This window comes from Pseudoxanthomonas japonensis, from assembly GCF_043632995.1.
GTDB classification, from domain to species: Bacteria; Pseudomonadota; Gammaproteobacteria; order Xanthomonadales; family Xanthomonadaceae; genus Pseudoxanthomonas_A; species Pseudoxanthomonas_A japonensis.
The window spans coordinates 3,054,666-3,074,632 of sequence record NZ_CP171632.1; the positions used below are offsets into that span (position 1 = coordinate 3,054,666).

The 19,967-nt window shown below is 64.8% G+C and carries 18 protein-coding genes; all 18 read right to left on the reverse strand.

The features are described from left to right. Positions 1 to 2 precede the first annotated feature (2 nt). Positions 3 to 188 (reverse strand): 50S ribosomal protein L29, encoded by a 186-nt coding sequence (rpmC, locus tag ACGHX3_RS14295; protein ID WP_055941284.1) that lies wholly within the window; start codon positions 186 to 188, stop codon positions 3 to 5. Beyond that, a complete protein-coding gene (rplP, locus tag ACGHX3_RS14300) occupies positions 188 to 601 on the reverse strand; it encodes a 50S ribosomal protein L16 (RefSeq protein ID WP_055941282.1) in 414 nt (137 codons plus the stop codon). The genes rpmC and rplP overlap by 1 nt, the downstream gene beginning before the upstream one ends. Before the next feature lie 6 nt (positions 602 to 607). After that, on the reverse strand, positions 608 to 1,327 hold the full coding sequence (gene rpsC / locus ACGHX3_RS14305; RefSeq protein WP_056878821.1) for a 30S ribosomal protein S3: 720 nt from the start codon (positions 1,325 to 1,327) through the stop codon (positions 608 to 610). Positions 1,328 to 1,329: 2 nt separating this feature from the next. Next, a complete protein-coding gene (gene rplV / locus ACGHX3_RS14310; protein ID WP_055943295.1) occupies positions 1,330 to 1,665 on the reverse strand; it encodes a 50S ribosomal protein L22 in 336 nt (111 codons plus the stop codon). A 12-nt stretch (positions 1,666 to 1,677) separates the two neighbouring features. Further along, entirely contained in the window at positions 1,678 to 1,953 is a 276-nt protein-coding gene (rpsS, locus tag ACGHX3_RS14315) for a 30S ribosomal protein S19 (protein ID WP_055941277.1), read from the reverse strand. A gap of 6 nt (positions 1,954 to 1,959) precedes the next feature. Continuing rightward, the gene (gene rplB / locus ACGHX3_RS14320; protein ID WP_162338027.1) at positions 1,960 to 2,787 is read right to left on the reverse strand and encodes a 50S ribosomal protein L2; all 828 of its coding nucleotides are present in this window, start codon (positions 2,785 to 2,787) and stop codon (positions 1,960 to 1,962) included. A gap of 11 nt (positions 2,788 to 2,798) precedes the next feature. Beyond that, on the reverse strand, positions 2,799 to 3,098 hold the full coding sequence (gene rplW / locus ACGHX3_RS14325; RefSeq protein WP_055941273.1) for a 50S ribosomal protein L23: 300 nt from the start codon (positions 3,096 to 3,098) through the stop codon (positions 2,799 to 2,801). Next, entirely contained in the window at positions 3,095 to 3,700 is a 606-nt protein-coding gene (gene rplD / locus ACGHX3_RS14330) for a 50S ribosomal protein L4 (RefSeq protein ID WP_062352428.1), read from the reverse strand. The genes rplW and rplD overlap by 4 nt, the downstream gene beginning before the upstream one ends. 11 nt (positions 3,701 to 3,711) lie before the next feature. After that, positions 3,712 to 4,365, reverse strand: coding sequence for a 50S ribosomal protein L3 (gene rplC / locus ACGHX3_RS14335; RefSeq protein WP_213600564.1), 654 nt, complete (start codon positions 4,363 to 4,365; stop codon positions 3,712 to 3,714). 11 nt (positions 4,366 to 4,376) lie between these two features. Beyond that, complete coding sequence (gene rpsJ, locus ACGHX3_RS14340) at positions 4,377 to 4,688, reverse strand: 30S ribosomal protein S10 (RefSeq protein WP_027070119.1); 312 nt, start codon at positions 4,686 to 4,688, stop codon at positions 4,377 to 4,379. Between the two features lie 566 nt (positions 4,689 to 5,254). Further along, complete coding sequence (gene tuf / locus ACGHX3_RS14345) at positions 5,255 to 6,445, reverse strand: elongation factor Tu (RefSeq protein ID WP_162338029.1); 1,191 nt, start codon at positions 6,443 to 6,445, stop codon at positions 5,255 to 5,257. A 74-nt stretch (positions 6,446 to 6,519) separates the two neighbouring features. Then, positions 6,520 to 8,610, reverse strand: a complete 2,091-nt coding sequence (fusA, locus tag ACGHX3_RS14350) for an elongation factor G (protein ID WP_162338030.1) — start codon at positions 8,608 to 8,610, stop codon at positions 6,520 to 6,522. 174 nt (positions 8,611 to 8,784) lie between these two features. Continuing rightward, positions 8,785 to 9,252 (reverse strand): 30S ribosomal protein S7, encoded by a 468-nt coding sequence (gene rpsG, locus ACGHX3_RS14355; RefSeq protein ID WP_055945227.1) that lies wholly within the window; start codon positions 9,250 to 9,252, stop codon positions 8,785 to 8,787. 12 nt (positions 9,253 to 9,264) lie between these two features. Beyond that, on the reverse strand, positions 9,265 to 9,639 hold the full coding sequence (rpsL, locus tag ACGHX3_RS14360; protein ID WP_055945224.1) for a 30S ribosomal protein S12: 375 nt from the start codon (positions 9,637 to 9,639) through the stop codon (positions 9,265 to 9,267). Between the two features lie 234 nt (positions 9,640 to 9,873). Further along, positions 9,874 to 14,106 carry a DNA-directed RNA polymerase subunit beta' gene (gene rpoC / locus ACGHX3_RS14365; RefSeq protein WP_394695380.1) on the reverse strand — a complete coding sequence of 1,411 codons (4,233 nt, stop codon included), beginning with the start codon at positions 14,104 to 14,106 and terminating at the stop codon, positions 9,874 to 9,876. A 92-nt stretch (positions 14,107 to 14,198) separates the two neighbouring features. Further along, complete coding sequence (gene rpoB / locus ACGHX3_RS14370) at positions 14,199 to 18,350, reverse strand: DNA-directed RNA polymerase subunit beta (RefSeq protein ID WP_394695381.1); 4,152 nt, start codon at positions 18,348 to 18,350, stop codon at positions 14,199 to 14,201. Positions 18,351 to 18,665: 315 nt separating this feature from the next. Continuing rightward, positions 18,666 to 19,037, reverse strand: a complete 372-nt coding sequence (gene rplL / locus ACGHX3_RS14375; RefSeq protein ID WP_162338033.1) for a 50S ribosomal protein L7/L12 — start codon at positions 19,035 to 19,037, stop codon at positions 18,666 to 18,668. A 60-nt stretch (positions 19,038 to 19,097) separates the two neighbouring features. Further along, positions 19,098 to 19,634 carry a 50S ribosomal protein L10 gene (gene rplJ / locus ACGHX3_RS14380; RefSeq protein WP_162338039.1) on the reverse strand — a complete coding sequence of 179 codons (537 nt, stop codon included), beginning with the start codon at positions 19,632 to 19,634 and terminating at the stop codon, positions 19,098 to 19,100. Between the last annotated feature and the right edge of the window lie 333 nt (positions 19,635 to 19,967).

Genomic DNA, 19,967 nt, shown 5'->3' on the forward strand with positions numbered 1-19,967 from the left:
CCTTACTTCTGGCTGCCCAGCAGGGTCTTGACGCGAGCGATCTCGCGGCGGACCCGGCGGGTTTCATGCGTCTTCGGCAGCTGGCCGGTCACCTTCTGCATGCGCAGGGAAAACTGTTCCTTGCGCAGCTCGGTCAGGTGGGCCTTCAGCTCGTCAGCCGATTTCTCGCGGAGTTGCTTGAGTTCCATTAGCGCACCGTCCGGGTCACGAAAGTGGTGGTGACCGACAGCTTGGCCGCGGCCAGGCGGAACGCCTCGCGCGCGATGTCCTCGCTGACGCCTTCGATTTCATAGATCATGCGGCCCGGCTGGATCTGGGCGACCCAGTATTCGACGTTGCCCTTACCCGAACCCATGCGGACTTCGATGGGCTTCTTGGTGATCGGCTTGTCGGGGAACACACGGATCCACATCTTGCCGCCGCGCTTGACGTAGCGACTGATCGAGCGGCGGGCCGCTTCGATCTGGCGCGCGGTCAGCTGACCGTGCGCCGTGGCCTTCAGGCCGTACTCGCCGAAACTGACGAGGTTGCCGCTCCAGCTCAGGCCTTCGTTACGGCCCTTGTGCATCTTGCGGTATTTGGTTCGCTTGGGTTGCAACATGACTGATTACCTCGCGTCGCGGTCACGAGCCGGGCGCGACGGACGTTCGCTGCGCTCGGGGCGCGCGTCGTCCTGCTTCTCCTGACCCACCTGGCTGAAATCGAAGATTTCGCCCTTGTAGACCCACACCTTGATGCCGATGATGCCGTAGGTGGTCTTCGCCTCGGCAAAACCGTAATCGATGTCGGCACGCAGCGTGTGCAGCGGCACACGGCCTTCGCGGTACCACTCCGAACGGGCGATTTCCGCACCGTTCAAGCGGCCTGCGACGTTGACCTTGATACCCAGGGCACCCAGGCGCATTGCGTTGCCGACTGCGCGCTTCATGGCGCGGCGGAACATGATGCGGCGTTCGAGCTGCTGCGCGATCGATTCGGCCACCAGCTGGGCGTCCAGCTCGGGCTTGCGCACTTCGGTGACGTTGATGTGCGCCGGGACGCCCATCAGGTCGCTCACTTCCTTGCGCAGCTTCTCGATGTCCTCACCGCGCTTGCCGATCACCACGCCCGGACGGGCGGTGTGGATGGTCACGCGGGCGGTCTTGGCCGGACGCTCGATCAGGATCTTGGAAATGCCTGCCTGCGCCAGCTTCTTGCGAAGCATCTCGCGCACCTTGAGGTCCGCGGCGAGGTAGTCGGCGTAGTCGCGCTTGTTGGCGAACCACTTGGAATTCCAGTCCTTGGCGATGCCCAGGCGGATACCGGTCGGATGAACTTTGTGACCCATACTTATTTGCCCTCGCCCACGACCACGGTGATGTGGCTGGTGCGCTTCAGAATGCGGGTGCCACGGCCCTTGGCGCGGGCCATGAAACGCTTCAGCATCGGACCTTCGTCGACCATGATGGTCTTGACCTTCAGCTCGTCGACGTCGGCGCCCTGGTTGTTCTCGGCGTTGGCGATGGCGGACTCCACGACCTTCTTGATCAGGTGGGCAGCCTTCTTGTCCGAGAACTTCAGCAGGTTGACGGCGCGCTCGGCGGGCAGGCCACGCACCTGGTCAGCGACCAGGCGGGCCTTCTGGGGGGAGATGCGCGCGGTGCGCAGGATGGCTTTCGCTTCCATGGTCATCTCTCCTTACTTCTTGCCGCCGGCTTTCTTGTCGCCACCGTGACCCTTGAAGGTACGGGTGACGGCAAACTCGCCGAGCTTGTGGCCGACCATGTTCTCGTTGACCAGCACCGGAACGTGGTTCTTGCCGTTGTGGATGGCGATCGTGAAACCCACCATTTCCGGCAGGATCATCGAACGGCGCGACCAGGTCTTGATCGGCTTCTTGCTGCCGCCCGCGGCCTCCACCTTCTTGACGAGGTGGTGATCGACGAACGGGCCCTTCTTGAGTGAACGTGCCATGGTCGATTAGCCCCTACGATCGCGGACGATGAATTGCTGCGTGCGCTTGTTCTTGCGCGTCTTGTAACCCTTGGTCGGCACACCCCACGGGGTGACCGGATGCGGATTACCTTGGCCGGCCTTGGCTTCACCACCACCGTGCGGGTGGTCGACCGGGTTCATGGCCGCACCGCGGACGGTCGGCTTGATACCGCGCCAGCGCTTCGCACCGGCCTTGCCGAGCTTCTCCAGGCTGTGCTCGTCGTTGCCGACTTCGCCCACCGTGGCGCGGCACTCGACCTGCACCTTGCGCATTTCGCCGGAGCGAAGACGCAGCGTGGCGAAGCCCTGCTCGCGAGCGACCAGCTGCACGGCGGCGCCGGCAGCGCGGGCGATCTGCGCGCCCTTGCCCGGCTTCAGCTCGATGCCGTGGATCGTCGTACCGACCGGGATGTTGCGCAGCGGCAGCGTGTTGCCAGCCTTGATCGGCGCATCGCTACCGGCGATGACCTGGTCACCGGCCTTCAGGCCCTTCGGGGCGATGATGTAGCGACGCTCGCCATCGACGTAGCACAGCAGCGCAATGTGCGCGGTGCGGTTGGGATCGTATTCGATCCGCTCCACGCGCGCCGGGATGCCTTCCTTGTCGCGCTTGAAGTCGATGATGCGGTAATGCTGCTTGTGGCCACCGCCGATATGACGGGTGGTGATGCGACCGTGGTGGTTGCGACCGCCGGACTTGCTCTGCTTCTCGAGCAGCGCAGCATGCGGAGCACCCTTGTGCAGGTCGGGCGTCACCACGCGGACCGCCGAACGGCGACCGGGGGAGGTGGGCTTGAATTTCATCAATGGCATGTGGGTCTACCTCAGGCCTTGGCCGACACGTCGATGGCCTGACCATCGGCCAGACGCACGTACGCCTTGCGCCAGTCGCCGCGGCGGCCGGCGCGGTTACGGAAGGACTTGTTCTTGCCCTTGACGTTGACCACGTTGACCGTCTCGACCTTGACGTCGAACAGCTGCTCGACCGCGGCCTTCACATCGGCCTTGGTGGCATCGTTCGAGACTTCGAAGACGTATTGGTTGGAGAGTTCCTGCAGGCGCACGGTCTTCTCGGAGACGCGCGGAGCACGCAGCACGGCAAAAATCTTTTCGTTGCTGATCATGCCAGCCACTCCTCGATCTTCTTGACGGCGTCGGCCGTGATCAGCACCGAGTCGGCACCGACCAGCGCGGCCGGATCCAGCCCCTGCACGTCGCGCACTTCCACGTAGGGAAGGTTGCGGGCGGACAGGTAGAGGTGCTCGGAAGCATCCTCGGTGACGATCAGCGGGCGCTTGCCCAGGTCGAAGCCCTTCAGCTTCTCGATCAGGGCGCTGGTCTTGGTGGCGTCAACGTCGAACGTTTCCACGACCTTCAGGCGGTTCTGGCGGTTCAGCTCGGACAGGATGGAGCTGATGGCCGCACGGTACATCTTGCGATTGACCTTCTGCGCGAAGCTGCGCGGCTTGGCCGCGAAGGTCACGCCGCCGCCGACGAAGATCGGCGCGGTCAGGGCGCCGTGACGAGCACCGCCACCCTTCTGCTTCTTGGACTTCTTGGTGGTGCCGTTCACTTCGGCGCGGGTCTTCTGCGCCTTGGTGCCGGCACGACCGGCGTTGCGGTAGGCAACGACGACCTGGTGAACCAGATCTTCGCTGAATTCGCGGCCGAACACGTCGTCGGAGACCGACAGCTTGTTGGCGCTACCTGTAATGGCTAGTTCCATGGTCGTTCTCCTCAACCCTTGCTCGCCGGACGCACGATCACGTCGCCACCCGGTGCGCCCGGCACGGCGCCGCGAACGGCGATCAGGCCGCGCTCGGCATCCACGCGGACGACTTCCAGGTTCTGCGTGCTCTGCTGCACGGCACCCATGTGGCCGGACATCTTCTTGCCCGGGAACACGCGGCCCGGCGTCTGGCGCTGACCCAGCGAACCCGGCGCGCGATGCGACAGCGAGTTACCGTGGGTGGCGTCGCCCATGCGGAAATTCCAGCGCTTGATGGTGCCCTGGAAGCCCTTGCCCTTGGTGACGCCCTGGACGTCGACGATCTGGCCGACTTCGAAGATGTCGGCCTTGATCTCGCCGCCGACGGTGAAGTCGCCAAGCTTGTCGGCTTCCACGCGCAGCTCCCACAGGCCACGACCGGCTTCGACCTTGGCCTTGGCCAGGTGACCGGCGACCGGCTTGGTGATCAGCGAGGCGCGACGGGCGCCCACGGCGACCTGCACGGCGCTGTAGCCGTCGGTTTCCGGGGTCTTGATCTGGGTGATGCGGTTCGGGGTAGCTTCGATCAGCGTCACCGGGATGGACTTGCCATCTTCGGTGAACACGCGGGTCATGCCAGCCTTGCGGCCGACGAGACCCAACGAATATTTCTTCGCGGTCATGGTCGTGGGCCTCAGGTCAACTTGATCTGCACGTCGACGCCAGCCGCGAGCTCGAGCTTCATCAGCGCGTCCACGGTCTTGTCGTTGGGGTCGACGATGTCGAGCACGCGCTTGTGCGTGCGGGTCTCGTACTGGTCACGCGCGTCCTTGTCGACGTGCGGGGAAACCAGGATGGTGTAGCGCTCGATCTTGGTCGGCAGCGGGATCGGGCCGCGCACTTGCGCGCCGGTCCGCTTGGCTGTCTCGACGATCTCGCTGGCCGAGCGATCGATCAGACGATGATCGTACGCCTTGAGCCGGATTCGGATCTTTTGGTCCGCCATTGCGGTAGTTCCTTCGTTAAAGAGCGACGGGCGCGGCCTCTGGGATGCCTTGCCCCGGTTAGTCCAAGCTGTTCCAGCTCCCCACCGGCCGCGTTGACTCCACGGACGGAAAGCGCCGGATAGGCTGGGGAATCTTCCTGAAAAACTAGGCGAGCCGGTAAACCGGCCCGCCCAGACATGAAAGTATAGGACGCGTGACATATCCCGTCAACCACCGGGATGCCCTGCCCGGCCCGAAGGCTTGCAGGAAGGCACGCGACACTCCGTGTCTGGCGAACACGAGGCGCTTCCTGCACCTCTTTTCGCGGTAGGAACCAGCGGCCTCCCAGGGGGCGCTGGCGGATCATGCGATTCCTTTCGGGCCAGGAGGCCGTCAAGGGGCGCGCATGATAGCGCAGGTTCTGCTGTTTTGCAGCATCTTGATGCCCCTGACGGGAAGATTCTGCAAAAAGAGGCGGACCGAGGTTCCGGTCCGCCCTTGTCGCTTCGCCAGGCACTGGATCCCCGCATTCGCGGGGATGACGGCCTGACGAAGCCGGACGGGCTGGCCCGTCCGGGTCAGGACGTCACTTGATGATCTTGGCTACCACGCCGGCGCCGACGGTACGGCCACCTTCGCGGATCGCGAAACGCAGGCCTTCGTCCATCGCCACCGGGTTGATCAGGGTGACCACCATCTTGATGTTGTCGCCCGGCATGACCATTTCCACGCCTTCCGGCAGGGTCACGGCACCCGTGATGTCGGTCGTGCGGAAGTAGAACTGCGGACGGTAGCCCTTGAAGAACGGCGTGTGACGGCCGCCTTCGTCCTTGCTCAGCACGTAGACTTCGGCTTCGAACTCGGTGTGCGGGGTGATCGAACCCGGCTTGGCCAGCACCTGGCCACGCTCCACGTCGTCACGCTTGGTGCCGCGCAGCAGCAGACCGGCGTTGTCGCCCGCCTGACCCTGATCCAGCAGCTTGCGGAACATTTCCACGCCCGTGACCGTGGTCTTCTGGGTCGGACGGATACCGACGATTTCGATTTCCTCGCCCACCTTGATCACGCCGCGCTCGATACGGCCGGTCACCACGGTGCCGCGGCCCGAGATCGAGAACACGTCTTCCACCGGCATCAGGAACGGCTTGTCGACGTCGCGCTCCGGGGTCGGGATCCAGCTGTCCAGCGCATCGACCAGCTTCAGGATCGCCGGCACGCCGATCTCGCTCTGGTCGCCTTCCAGCGCCAGACGGGCCGAGCCCGAGATGATCGGGGTGTCGTCGCCCGGGAACTCGTACTTGCTCAGCAGCTCACGGACTTCCATTTCGACCAGCTCGAGCAGCTCGGCGTCGTCGACCATGTCGGCCTTGTTCAGGAACACCACGATGTACGGCACGCCGACCTGGCGCGAGAGCAGGATGTGCTCGCGGGTCTGCGGCATCGGGCCGTCGGCGGCCGAGCACACCAGGATCGCGCCGTCCATCTGGGCCGCACCGGTGATCATGTTCTTCACGTAGTCGGCGTGGCCGGGGCAATCCACGTGCGCGTAGTGGCGCGAGGCCGATTCGTATTCCACGTGGGCCGTGGAGATCGTGATGCCGCGCGCCTTCTCTTCCGGCGCCGCGTCGATCGCGTCATAGGCCTTGAACTCGCCACCGAAACGCTCCGCGCCGATCTTCGTCAGCGCCGCCGTCAGCGTCGTCTTGCCGTGGTCAACGTGACCAATCGTGCCCACGTTCACGTGGGGCTTGGTGCGTTCGAACTTACCCTTTGCCATTGTCTTCTACCTTGTTATGCGTGATTCGTGACGGGAATGCAGGGCATCGCGACCGCGATACCCTGCCCCATTGCTCAGTTCTTCTTGACGACCGCGTCGGCGATGTTGGCCGGCGCTTCCGCGTAGTGGTCGAACTCCATCGAGAACGTGGCGCGACCCTGCGACATCGAACGCAGCGTGGTGGCGTAGCCGAACATTTCGCCCAGCGGCACCATCGCGGCGATCACCTTGCCGGACGGACTGTCGTCCTGACCCTGCAGGATGCCGCGACGACGGCTCACGTCGCCCATCACGTCGCCCAGATAGTCTTCCGGGGTGACGATCTCGACCTTCATCATCGGCTCCAGCAGGACCGGCTGGGCCTTGCTGAAAGCTTCCTTGAAGGCCATCGAGCCGGCGACCTTGAACGCCATTTCGTTGGAGTCGACGTCATGGAACGAACCGTCGACGGCCTTGATGGCGATGTCGACCACCGGGAAGCCGGCCAGCGGGCCGCTCTTCATGGCGTCTTCGATGCCCTTACCAGCAGCGGCAACGTATTCCTTCGGCACGACACCACCGACGATGGCGCTCTCGTACGAGAAGCCCACGCCGCGCTCGACCGGCGACATTTCGATGACGATGTGGCCGTACTGGCCGCGACCGCCCGACTGGCGCACGAACTTGCCGTCCTGCTTGACAGACTTGCGGATCGTCTCGCGGTAGGCCACCTGCGGCTTGCCGACGTTGGCTTCCACGTTGAACTCGCGCTTCATGCGGTCCACCAGGATTTCCAGGTGCAGCTCGCCCATGCCCGAGATGATCGTCTGGCCGGATTCCTCGTCCGTCTTGACGCGGAACGAAGGATCTTCCTGCGCCAGGCGGCCCAGGGCCAGACCCATCTTTTCCTGGTCGGACTTGGTCTTCGGCTCCACCGCCATCGAGATGACGGGTTCCGGGAACACCATGCGCTCCAGGGTGATGATGTGGTCGAGCGAGCACAGCGTGTCACCTGTGGTGACGTCCTTCAGGCCCACGGCCGCCGCGATGTCGCCGGCGCGCACTTCCTTGATCTCGTCGCGCTGGTTGGAGTGCATCTGCAGGATGCGGCCCACGCGCTCCTTTTTCGACTTGACCGGGTTGTACACGGCGTCGCCGGAGTTCAGCACGCCCGAGTAGACGCGGAAGAACGTCAGCGAACCCACGAACGGATCCGTCATGATCTTGAACGCCAGCGCCGAGAACGGCTCGTTGTCGCCCGCCTTGCGGCTGTCTTCCTTCTCGTTCTCGTCGATGCCCTGCACCGGCGGACGGTCGGTCGGCGACGGCAGCAGCTGGATCACGCCGTCGAGCATGGCCTGCACGCCCTTGTTCTTGAACGCGGAGCCGCAGTAGACCGGAATCACTTCCACCTTCAGCGTGCGCTCGCGCAGGCCGGCGATGATCTCGGCCTCGGAGAGGTCGCCTTCGTTGAGGTACTTGTCCATCAGCTCTTCGCTGGCTTCCGCAGCCGCTTCGACCATGAAGGCACGGTCCGTCGCGGCCTTGTCGGCCAACTCGGCAGGAATGTCGCGGTACTCGAACTTGGTACCCTGCGACGCGACATCCCAGTGGATGTACTTCATCTTCAGCAGGTCGATGACGCCCTCGAAGCCGTCTTCGGCGCCGACCGGCACCTGCATCGGCACCGGGTACGCACCCAGGCGGTTCTTCAGCTGGTCGACGACCTTGAAGAAGTCGGCACCCGTACGGTCCATCTTGTTGACGAACGCGAGGCGCGGCACGGCGTACTTGTTGGCCTGGCGCCACACGGTCTCGGACTGCGGCTGCACGCCACCGACGGCGCACAGCACGAACACCGCGCCGTCGAGCACGCGCAGCGAACGCTCGACTTCGATGGTGAAGTCGACGTGGCCGGGGGTGTCGATGATGTTGAAGCGGTGCTGCGGCAGGGACTTGTCCATGCCCGTCCAGAACGCCGTGGTGGCGGCGGACGTGATGGTGATGCCGCGCTCCTGCTCCTGCTCCATCCAGTCCATGGTCGCGGCACCGTCGTGCACTTCACCGATCTTGTGGCTGACGCCGGTGTAGAACAGGATGCGCTCGGACGTGGTGGTCTTGCCGGCGTCGATGTGCGCCATGATGCCGAAATTGCGGTAACGCTCGATGGGAGTGGTGCGAGCCACGACAGTCTCTCTTTTCTGATGGAGGGCCAGCGGGATGCAGGGGCCTTCCGGGAGGGCGGATCTTCAGATGGCCGAATGCCGCCTTTCGGCGGCCTTCGGGGCGGGGCGCGGGAAGCGTCCCAAGGGCACCTTAGATGGTGCCGAAGGCCCTTGCTTGCAAGGGCCCGGAGGCCGTTACCAGCGGTAGTGCGCGAACGCCTTGTTCGCTTCCGCCATGCGGTGGGTCTCTTCACGCTTCTTGATGGCGCCGCCGCGGTTCTCGGAGGCATCCAGCAGTTCGGCGGCCAGCTTGCGCGGCATGGTGTTCTCGCCACGCTTGCGCGCGGACTCGATCAGCCAGCGCATTGCCAGCGCCATGCGGCGCGACGAACGCACTTCGACCGGCACCTGGTAGGTGGCACCGCCGACGCGGCGCGACTTCACTTCGACGGCCGGGGACACGTTGTCCAGCGCCTTCTCGACCAGCTCGAGGGCGTTGGGGTTCTTCTCGCCGATGACGTCCATGGCGCCGTAGACGATCTTCTCGGCGACCGACTTCTTGCCGCTCAGCATCACCATGTTGATGAAGCGGGCAATCGTCTGGCTGCCGTGCTTGGGGTCCGGCAGGATTTCACGTTGGGGGGCAGAGCCTTTGCGCGACATGATTCTTTTTCCTTAAGCCTTGGGACGCTTGGCGCCGTACTTGGAACGGCCCTGGCGACGCTTGGCGACGCCCGAGGCATCGAGCGAGCCGCGCACGGTGTGGTAGCGCACGCCCGGCAGGTCCTTCACACGGCCGCCGCGCACGAGCACCACGGAGTGCTCCTGCAGGTTGTGGCCTTCACCGCCGATGTAGCTGATGATTTCTTCCTGGTTGGTCAGGCGCACCTTGGCGACCTTGCGAAGGGCCGAGTTCGGCTTCTTCGGGGTCGTCGTGTAGACGCGGGTGCACACGCCGCGACGCTGCGGGCAGTTGTCCAGCGCGGGCGACTGGCTCTTGTACGTGGGGGCCTGCCGCGGCTTGCGGACCAGCTGATTGACGGTTGCCATAATGGATTCTTCGTGTGAAGGCCGGAGCCTTGTTTGACATGAAAACGAAGGCAGGCCGCAAGACGGCCCACCTAGACGGAAAAGTATAGCCGGCAACCCGCCCGACCGTCAACGCGACGGAGGTGGGTGCCTGCCAACTGACTGCGATCCCGCCCTTCCTGGGCCGAAAACGAGGCGCATCCTGCGCCTCTTTTCGTGGTCTGGGACGGCCCGGAGGCCGTCAGGTCGTACGGTTTAGCTGGCGCTGGACTCCTCGCCGGCGTCGTCGGTGGCGGCGACCGCGGCCGCCGGAGCGGTCTCGGCCGTGCCGCCGGACAGGGCGTTCACCTCGGCCTCGGTCAGACCGGATGCGTTGCGGCGGCGCTGGTTGTGGTACGCCAGGCCGGTACCGGCCGGGATCAGGCGACCCACGATGACGTTTTCCTTCAGGCCGCGCAGCGTGTCGCGGGTGCCGCGGACGGCCGCCTCGGTCAGCACGCGGGTGGTCTCCTGGAACGAGGCTGCCGAGATGAACGACTCGGTCGCCAGCGAGGCCTTGGTGATGCCCAGCAGGACCGGATCGTACTTCGCGGGCAGCTCGTTGCGGGCCAGCAGCTTGGCGTTCTCTTCGATGAAGCGCTGCTTCTCGACCTGCTCGCCGGCCAGGAACTTGCTGTTGCCGGCGTCGGTGATTTCCACCTTGCGCAGCATCTGGCGGGTGATGACCTCGATGTGCTTGTCGTTGATCTTCACGCCCTGCAGGCGATAGACGTCCTGGATTTCCTTGACCAGGTAGGCCGCCAGCGGCTCGACACCCAGCAGGCGCAGGATGTCCTGCGGGCTCGGCTCGCCGTCCACGATGGTTTCGCCCTTGGCCACGTGCTCGCCTTCGAACACGATGATCTGGCGGAACTTCGGAATCAGCTCCTCGTGCTCCGAACCGTCGGTGTCCTTGATGATCAGGCGCTGCTTGCCCTTGGTGTCCTTGCCGAAGCTGATGACGCCGGAGCGCTCGGCCAGAATGGCCGGATCCTTCGGCTTGCGGGCTTCGAACAGGTCGGCCACGCGGGGCAGACCACCGGTGATGTCGCGGGTCTTCGACGCTTCCTGCGGCACCTTGGTGACCACGTCGCCCACGCCGACGGGCGCGCCGTCCTGCAGGTTGACGATCGAGCGCGGCGGCAGCAGGTACTGCGCCGGCAGGTCGGTACCGGGGATGCTGAGGTCCTTGCCGTCCTTGTCCACGATGCGGACGATCGGACGCAGGTCCTTGCCCTGCGAACCGCGACGCTTCGGATCGGTGATCTCGCGCGAGGCCAGGCCGGTCAGGTCGTCGGTCTTCTCGATGACGGTGACGCCATCGACGAAGTCCACGAAGCGCACGAAGCCGGCCACTTCCGACACGATCGGGTGGTTATGCGGGTCCCAGTTCGCCACGGCCTGGCCGGCGGTGATCTGCGCGCCGTCCTTGACGTTGATGGTGGCGCCGTAGGGCAGCTTGTAACGCTCGCGCTCGCGGCCATGGCCATCGAGCACCGACAGTTCGCCGGAGCGCGACACCGCGACCAGGCTGCCGTTCGCGTGTTCGACGAACTTGAGATTGTTGAACTTGATCGAGCCGGTCGTCTTGACGGTGATGTTGTCCACGGCCGCCGCACGCGACGCCGCACCACCGATGTGGAACGTACGCATGGTCAGCTGGGTGCCGGGCTCGCCGATCGACTGCGCGGCGATGACGCCGACCGCTTCGCCGATGTTGACGATGTGACCACGGGCCAGGTCGCGGCCGTAGCAGTGCGCGCAGACACCGAAGTCGGATTCGCAGGTGATGGTGGAACGCACCTTCAACGCCTGCACGCCGGCATCTTCCAGCTTCTGCACCCACGCTTCGTCGAGCAGCGTGTTGCGGGTGACGATGGGATCCTCGTCGTTGCCCGGCAGGAACACGTCCTCGGCCACGATGCGGCCCAGCACGCGGTCGCGCAGCGGCTCGACCACGTCGCCGCCTTCCACGATCGGCGTCATGGTCAGGCCTTCCTGGGTGCCGCAGTCGACCTCGGTGATCACCACGTCCTGCGCCACGTCGACCAGGCGACGGGTCAGGTAACCGGAGTTCGCCGTCTTCAGCGCGGTATCGGCCAGACCCTTACGGGCACCGTGGGTGGAGTTGAAGTACTCCTGCACGTTCAGGCCTTCGCGGAAGTTCGCCTTGATGGGCGTCTCGATGATCGAACCGTCGGGACGGGCCATCAGGCCGCGCATGCCGGCCAGCTGGCGGATCTGCGCCTGGCTACCACGGGCGCCGGAGTCGGCCATGATGTACAGCGAGTTCATCGACTTCTCGTTGATGGTCTCGCCCTTGGCGTTCTGCACCTTGTCGGTACCGATGGTGTCCATCATCGCCTTGGCGATGCGCTCGTTGGTGCGCGACCAGATGTCGACCACCTTGTTGTAGCGCTCGCCGGCGGTGACCAGACCGCTCTGGTACTGCTCCTGGATCTCCAGCACTTCCTGTTCGGCTTCGCCCAGGATGCCCTTCTTCTCGGCGGGGATCAGCATGTCGTCGATGCCGATGGAGACGCCGGCGCGCGTGGCGTACGCGAAGCCGGTGTACATCAGCTTGTCGGCGAACACGACCGTGTCCTTCAGGCCCAGCATGCGGTAGCTGGAGTTGATCAGGCGGCTGATGGCCTTCTTGTTCAACTCGGTGTTGACCAGCGCGAACGGCAGGCCTTCCGGCAGGATCTCGGCGAGCAGCGCGCGACCGATCGTGGTGTCCACGATGCTGGTCTGCTGGCTGCGGCCGCCTTCCTCGTCGATCACGGTGCCGCTGATGCGGACCTTGACCTTCGCGTGCAGCTCGACGGCGCGGTTGTCGTAGGCGCGCTTGACCTCGGCGATGTTGGCGAACGCCATGCCCTCGCCCTTCTTGTTCTCCAGCGCGCGGGTCATGTAGTACAGGCCCAGCACGACGTCCTGCGACGGCACGATGATCGGCTCGCCGTTGGCCGGCGACAGGATGTTGTTGGACGACATCATCAGCGCGCGCGCTTCCAGCTGGGCTTCCAGCGAGAGCGGCACGTGCACGGCCATCTGGTCACCGTCGAAGTCGGCGTTGAAGGCGGTACAGACCAGCGGGTGCAGCTGGATCGCCTTGCCTTCGATCAGCACCGGCTCGAACGCCTGGATGCCCAGGCGGTGCAGCGTCGGCGCGCGGTTCAGCAGCACCGGGTGCTCGCGGATGACCTCTTCCAGGATGTCCCAGACGTCGGCTTCTTCGCGCTCGACCAGCTTCTTGGCGGCCTTGATGGTGGTGGCCAGGCCACGACGCTGCAGCTTGGCGAACACGAACGGCTTGAACAGCTCCAGCGCCATCTTCTTCGGCAGGCCGCACTCGTGCAGGCGCAGGGTCGGACCGACCACGATGACCGAACGGCCCGAGTAGTCGACGCGCTTGCCCAGCAGGTTCTGGCGGAAGCGGCCCTGCTTGCCCTTGATCATGTCGGCCAGCGACTTCAGCGGGCGCTTGTTGGTGCCGGTGATGGCGCGGCCGCGGCGGCCGTTGTCCATCAGGGCGTCAACCGACTCCTGCAGCATGCGCTTTTCGTTGCGCACGATGATGTCCGGGGCGTTGAGCTCCAGCAGGCGGCGCAGGCGGTTGTTGCGGTTGATGACGCGGCGGTACAGGTCGTTGAGGTCGGAGGTCGCGAAGCGGCCACCGTCCAGCGGCACCAGCGGACGCAGGTCCGGCGGCAGCACCGGCAGCACGGTCATGACCATCCATTCCGGACGGTTGCCCGACTCCAGGAACGCTTCCATCAGCTTGATGCGCTTGGTGAGGCGCTTGAGCTTGGTCTCCGAACCAGTGCTGGCGATGTCTTCGCGCAGGTTCACCATCTCGGCCTGCAGGTCGATCGTGCGCAGCAGGTCGTAGACGGCCTCGGCGCCCATGGCGGCGTCGAAGTCGTCGCCGTGTTCCTGGCGCGCCTGCATGAACTGCTCTTCGGTCAGCAGCTGGCGGCGCTCGAGCGAGGTCAGGCCCGGCTCGGTGACGACATACGCTTCGAAGTACAGCACGCGCTCGATGTCGCGCAGGGTCATGTCCAGCATCAGGCCGATGCGCGACGGCAGCGACTTGAGGAACCAGATGTGCGCGACCGGGCTGGCCAGGTCGATGTGGCCCATGCGCTCGCGGCGCACCTTGGCCAGCGTCACTTCCGTGCCGCACTTCTCGCAGACCACGCCGCGGTGCTTCATGCGCTTGTACTTGCCGCACAGGCACTCGTAGTCCTTGATCGGGCCGAAGATGGCCGAGCAGAACAGGCCGTCGCGTTCCGGCTTGAAGGTGCGGTAGTTGATGGTTTCCGGCTTCTTCACTTCGCCGAAGGACCACGAACGGATCAGGTCCGGCGAGGCCAGCGCGATCTTGATCGCATCGAAGTCCAGCGTCTGGCGCTGCTGGTTGAAGAGGTTGAGCAGGTCTTTCATGGTGTTTCTCCGTCAGGAGGAATCTTTGTCGATGGCGGGTTGACCAGGGTCGATCGGCGCAGCGGCAGGTCAGTGCCGCCGCGCCACATCGGTCAGTCTTCCAGTTCCATGTTGATGGCGAGCGAGCGGATTTCCTTCACCAGCACGTTGAAGGATTCCGGCATGCCCGCGACCATCTCGTGGGCACCATCGACGATGTTCTTGTACATCTGGTTGCGGCCCTGCACGTCGTCGGACTTGACCGTCAGCATTTCCTGCAGGGTGTGCGCCGCGCCGTAGGCTTCCAGCGCCCAGACTTCCATTTCACCGAAGCGCTGGCCACCGAACTGCGCCTTGCCGCCCAGCGGCTGCTGGGTGACGAGCGAGTACGGACCGGTCGAACGCGCGTGCATCTTGTCGTCGACCAGGTGGTTCAGCTTCAGCATGTGCATGTAGCCGACCGTGGTGTGGCGATCGAACGCCTCGCCGGTGCGGCCATCGAACAGCTGGGTCTGGCCGCTGATCGGCAGGTCAGCGAGTTCCAGCATGTGCTTGATCTCGGTTTCCGCCGCGCCGTCGAACACCGGGGTGGCCATCGGCACGCCGTCGGTCAGGTTCCTGGCCAGCGCGATCAGTTCCGCATCGCTGAACTGGTCCAGGTCCACGCGATCCTCGCCCAGCTTCTGGTCGTGGTTGTAGATCTGGGTCAGGAACTTGCGCAGGTCGGCCACCTTGGCCTGGGCGTCCAGCATGTCCTGGATCTTCTTGCCCAGTCCCTTCGCGGCCCAGCCCAGGTGCACTTCCAGCACCTGGCCGATGTTCATACGCGACGGCACGCCCAGCGGGTTCAGCACGATGTCCACGGTCTCGCCGGTGGCCATGTACGGCATGTCCTCGACCGGCACGATGGTCGACACGACACCCTTGTTGCCGTGGCGGCCGGCCATCTTGTCGCCCGGCTGGATGCGGCGCTTCACGGCCAGGTAGACCTTGACCATCTTCAGCACGCCCGGGGCGAGGTCATCGCCGGCGGTGATCTTGCCGCGCTTGTCGGCGAAGCGACGCTCGAACTCCTTCTCGTGCGCCTGGATCTGCATCTGGGCGCGCTCGATGGCGTCGGACGCGTCATCGTCCTTCATGCGCAGGGTGAACCACTCGGACTTCTTCAGGCCGTCGAGGTAGGCGTCGGAGATCGCATCGCCCTTCTTCAGCGTGCCCGGACCGCCGTTGGCGACCTTGCCGACCAGCTGCGAACGCAGGCGGGCGTAGATGGCACCTTCGAGGATGCGGAACTGGTCGTCGAAGTCCTTCTTGACGCGCTTGATCTCGTTTTCCTCGATCTGGCGCGCACGCTTGTCCTTCTCGATGCCGTCGCGGGTGAAGACCTGCACGTCGATGACGGTGCCGTCCATGCCCGGCGGCACGCGCAGCGAGCTGTCCTTCACGTCGGAGGCCTTCTCGCCGAAGATGGCACGCAGCAGCTTCTCTTCCGGGGTCAGCTGGCTCTCGCCCTTCGGCGTGACCTTGCCGACCATGATGTCGCCGGCGCGCACTTCCGCACCGATGTACACCACGCCGCTCTCGTCGAGGCGGTTCAGCGCCTGCTCGGAGACGTTCGGGATGTCGGCGGAGATTTCCTCCGGTCCCAGCTTGGTGTCGCGCGCGACGCAGGTCAGCTCTTCGATGTGGATCGTGGTGTAGCGATCCTCTTCCACCACGCGCTCGGAGAGCAGGATGGAGTCTTCGAAGTTGTAGCCGTTCCACGGCATGAACGCGATCAGCATGTTCTGGCCCAGCGCCAGCTCGCCGATGTCGGTCGAGGGACCGTCGGCCAGCACGTCGCCGCGCGCGACCACGTCGCCCACGTTCACCAGCGGACGCTGGTTGATGCAGGTGTTCTGGTTGGAGCGCGTGTACTTGATCAGCGAATAGATGTCGACGCCGGCATCGGTTTCGCCGGAGATCTCGACCTCGTTGACCTTCACCACGATGCGGCCGGCGTCGATCTGCTCGACCACGCCGCCACGACGCGCGTTCACGGTCACGCCCGAGTCGCGCGCCACGGCGCGCTCGATGCCGGTACCGACCAGCGGCTTCTGCGCACGCAGCGTCGGCACGGCCTGGCGCTGCATGTTGGCGCCCATCAGTGCGCGGTTCGCGTCATCGTGCTCCAGGAACGGCACCAGCGCCGCAGCGACCGACACGGTCTGCATGGGCGAGACGTCCATGTAGTCCACTTCGCCCGGCGGCTTCAGCAGCGATTCGCCCTGGTAGCGGCACGGCACGAACTGCTCGGTCAGACGGCTCTTGGCGTCATGCAGCGCGTTGGCCTGCGCGATGACGTACTCGTTCTCTTCGATCGCCGACAGGTATTCGATCTCGTCGGTGATGGTGCCGTCCACGACCTTGCGGTACGGCGTCTCGAGGAAACCGTAGCTGTTGGTGCGCGCGTACACGGCCAGCGAGTTGATCAGGCCGATGTTCGGGCCTTCCGGCGTCTCGATGGTGCAGACGCGGCCGTAATGGGTCGGGTGCACGTCGCGGACTTCGAAGCCGGCGCGCTCGCGGGTCAGGCCGCCCGGGCCCAGGGCCGAGACGCGACGCTTGTGCGTGACTTCCGACAGCGGGTTGTTCTGGTCCATGAACTGCGACAGCTGCGAGGAGCCGAAGAACTCCTTGATCGCGGCGGCCACCGGCTTGGCATTGATCAGTTCCTGCGGCGTCAGGCCCTCGGACTCGGCCATCGACAGGCGCTCCTTCACGGCGCGCTCGACGCGGACCAGGCCCACGCGGAAGACGTTTTCGGCCATCTCGCCGACCGAACGCACGCGACGGTTGCCCAGGTGGTCGATGTCGTCCACGGTGCCGCGGCCGTTGCGGATCTCGGTCAGGACCTTGATGACGTCCAGGATGTCCGAGGTCTCGCCCAGCGTGGCGACCAGGCGCTTGGCCTCTTCGTCATTGCGCGCGCCGAAGTACTTCTTGTCGTACAGCACGGCTTCGCCGGTGGTTTCCTTGCGGCCCACGCGACGGTTGAACTTCATGCGGCCGACGTTCGACAGGTCGTAGCGCTCGAACGTGAAGAACAGGTTGTGGAACAGGTTCTGCGCGGCATCCTTGGTCGGCGGCTCGCCCGGACGCATCATGCGGTAGATCTCGACCAGCGCTTCCAGCTGCGTCTTGGTCGGATCGATGCGCAGGGTGTTGGACAGGTACGGACCACGGTCCAGGTCGTTGACCCACAGCGTACCCACAGCGTCCACGCCGGCCTTGCGGAACTTGGCCAGCTGGTCGTCGGTGATCTCGTCGTTGGCGGCGGCCAGCAGCTCACCCGTGTTGGCGTCGATCACGTCGTGCGACAGGATGCGGCCGACCAGGTACTCATCGGGCACGGCCAGCGCGGCGATGCCGGACTGCTCCAACTGCTTCACGTGGCGCGCGGTGATGCGCTTGCCGGCTTCCACGATGACCTTGTCGCCATCGGCCAGGTCGAAGTTCAGCGTCTCGCCGCGCAGGCGCTCGGCGACCAGTTCCAACTGCACGCCTTCCGGCAGGATGTGGAAGGTGTTGACGTCGAAGAACTCATTGAGCATCTCCTCGTTGGAGTAGCCCAGCGCACGCAGCAGGATCGAGACCGGCAGCTTGCGGCGGCGGTCGATACGCGTGAACAGCGCGTCCTTCGGGTCGAACTCGAAGTCCAGCCAGGAGCCGCGGTAAGGAATGATGCGGGCGCTGTACAGCAGCTTGCCCGAGCTGTGCGTCTTGCCGCGGTCGTGGTCGAAGAACACGCCCGGCGAACGGTGCAGCTGCGAGACGATGACGCGCTCGGTGCCGTTGACGATGAAGGTGCCGTTGTCGGTCATGAGCGGAATCTCGCCCAGATAGACCTCCTGCTCCTTCACGTACTTGATGGCCTTGGTCGACGACTCGCGGTCGTAGATCACCAGGCGCACGGTCACGCGCAGCGGGGCGCCGTAGCTCAGGCCACGGTTGCGGCACTCGCGCTCGTCGAACACGGGCTCGCCGAGCTTGTAGCCGACGTACTCCAGCGCGGCGTTGCCGCTGTAGCTGGCGATCGGGAAGACCGACTTCAGCGCAGCGTGCAGGCCACGGTCCTCGCGCTTGGCGGGATCGGTGTGCTCCTGCAGGAACTCACGGTAGGAGTCGACCTGGATGGCCAGCAGGAACGGGACCTCGAGGATCGACCGCTGCTTGCCGAAATCCTTGCGGATGCGCTTCTTTTCGGTGAACGAATATGTCGTCATGTGACTGTGCCTCTGGCAGCGTGGGGCGCGCGTCCGCGACCACACGGGGGACATTCTTTCGAACGGGGGAATTTCCAGTTGGAAGTCGCTGGTATTGCCGGCACCAGCACGCCTTCTGCCGCTACTTCCAACTACAAACTCGCTTGGGCGGGAATCGGGAATAGGGAATGGAGAATCGATCGCGAGCGCAGGACGGCGCCGCGCTCTTGCGATTCCCTATTCCCTATTCCCTCCTCCCGTTGAAACGACCGAAGGCCAGGGGCTTTCGCCCCCGGCCTCGGGTTGTCGCCTGAGTGAACCGGCGACGGATACGACTTACTTGACTTCGACGCTCGCACCAGCGGCTTCGAGTTCCTTCTTGAACTTGTCGGCGTCTTCCTTCGACACGCCTTCCTTCAGCACGCCGCCGGCCTCGGTGAGGTCCTTGGCTTCCTTCAGGCCCAGGCCGGTGATGGCGCGGACCGCCTTGATGACGTCGACCTTCTTGGCACCGGCGTCCTTCAGGACGATGGTGAACTCGGTCTGCTCTTCGACCGGGGCGGCAGCGGCGGCCGGGCCGGCAGCAGCGGCGACCGGGGCGGCGGCGGAGACGCCGAACTTCTCTTCGATGGCCTTGACCAGCTCCATCACTTCCATCAGGGTCTTGCCGGCAATGGCGTCGACGATCTGTTCGTTGGAAAGGGACATTGTGTTTACCTTTGGAAATTATCTGGGATTAGGGTTCGTAGAACCGTAAAGACGTCGAACTCAGGCTTCGGCCGGGGCTTCGGCAGCAGCTTCCGCCGGTGCTTCGCCACCACCCTGCTGGTCGGCCACGGCCTTGACGGCGCGCGCGAACATCGAGGCGGGTTCGGCCAGCACGCGGGCCAGCATGGCCAGCGCCTGATCACGGGTCGGCAGCGACGCCAGGACGTCCACATGGCTGGCCGGATACAGCTGGCCACCCACGGAAACGACCTTCGGCTGCAGCTTGTCGTTACCCTTGGCGAATTCCTTGATCAGGCGACCGGCAGCGCCGGGCTCCTCGGTCGAAAACGCATACAGCAGCGGACCGACGAGCTTGTCCTGGACAACCTCGAACTCGGTACCGGCGATGGCACGCACGGCCAGCGTGTTCTTGACAACCTTCAAGAACACACCGGTCTCGCGAGCCTTCTTGCGCATCGCGGTCATTTGGCTGACCGTGGTGCCTGCGTATTCGGCAGCGACCAGGGAGTGCGCCTTGGCGGCGACGTCTGCCAGTTCGGCGACTACTTCTTGCTTCTGGGACAGATTGAGAGCCATACACTCCTCACTTATTGACTCCGCTCGCGGCTCCTGCCGTTCGCGGTCCTGGACGGCGTCCATCCTGGATGCCGGGGACTTGCGGTCCCGTCGGTGGCCTGTCTGACTGGCCGGCCTTGCGGCCAGCACCAGAAAACTTCCAGAAGGCGGCACCATCTGCGCAGGCGCACTCCCTTTCGGGGGTGGATTAAGCGATCCCGCTAGCCACGACGGCGATTCCCTGCCAACACGAGCCTCCGTGCCCGTCGTCGTTGCGCGCTGACCGCACCTGCGGTCTTTGACGGCTGTCGCTTGCACCGGAACCCCGGTTTGGGCGACTGCCCTCAAAATTTT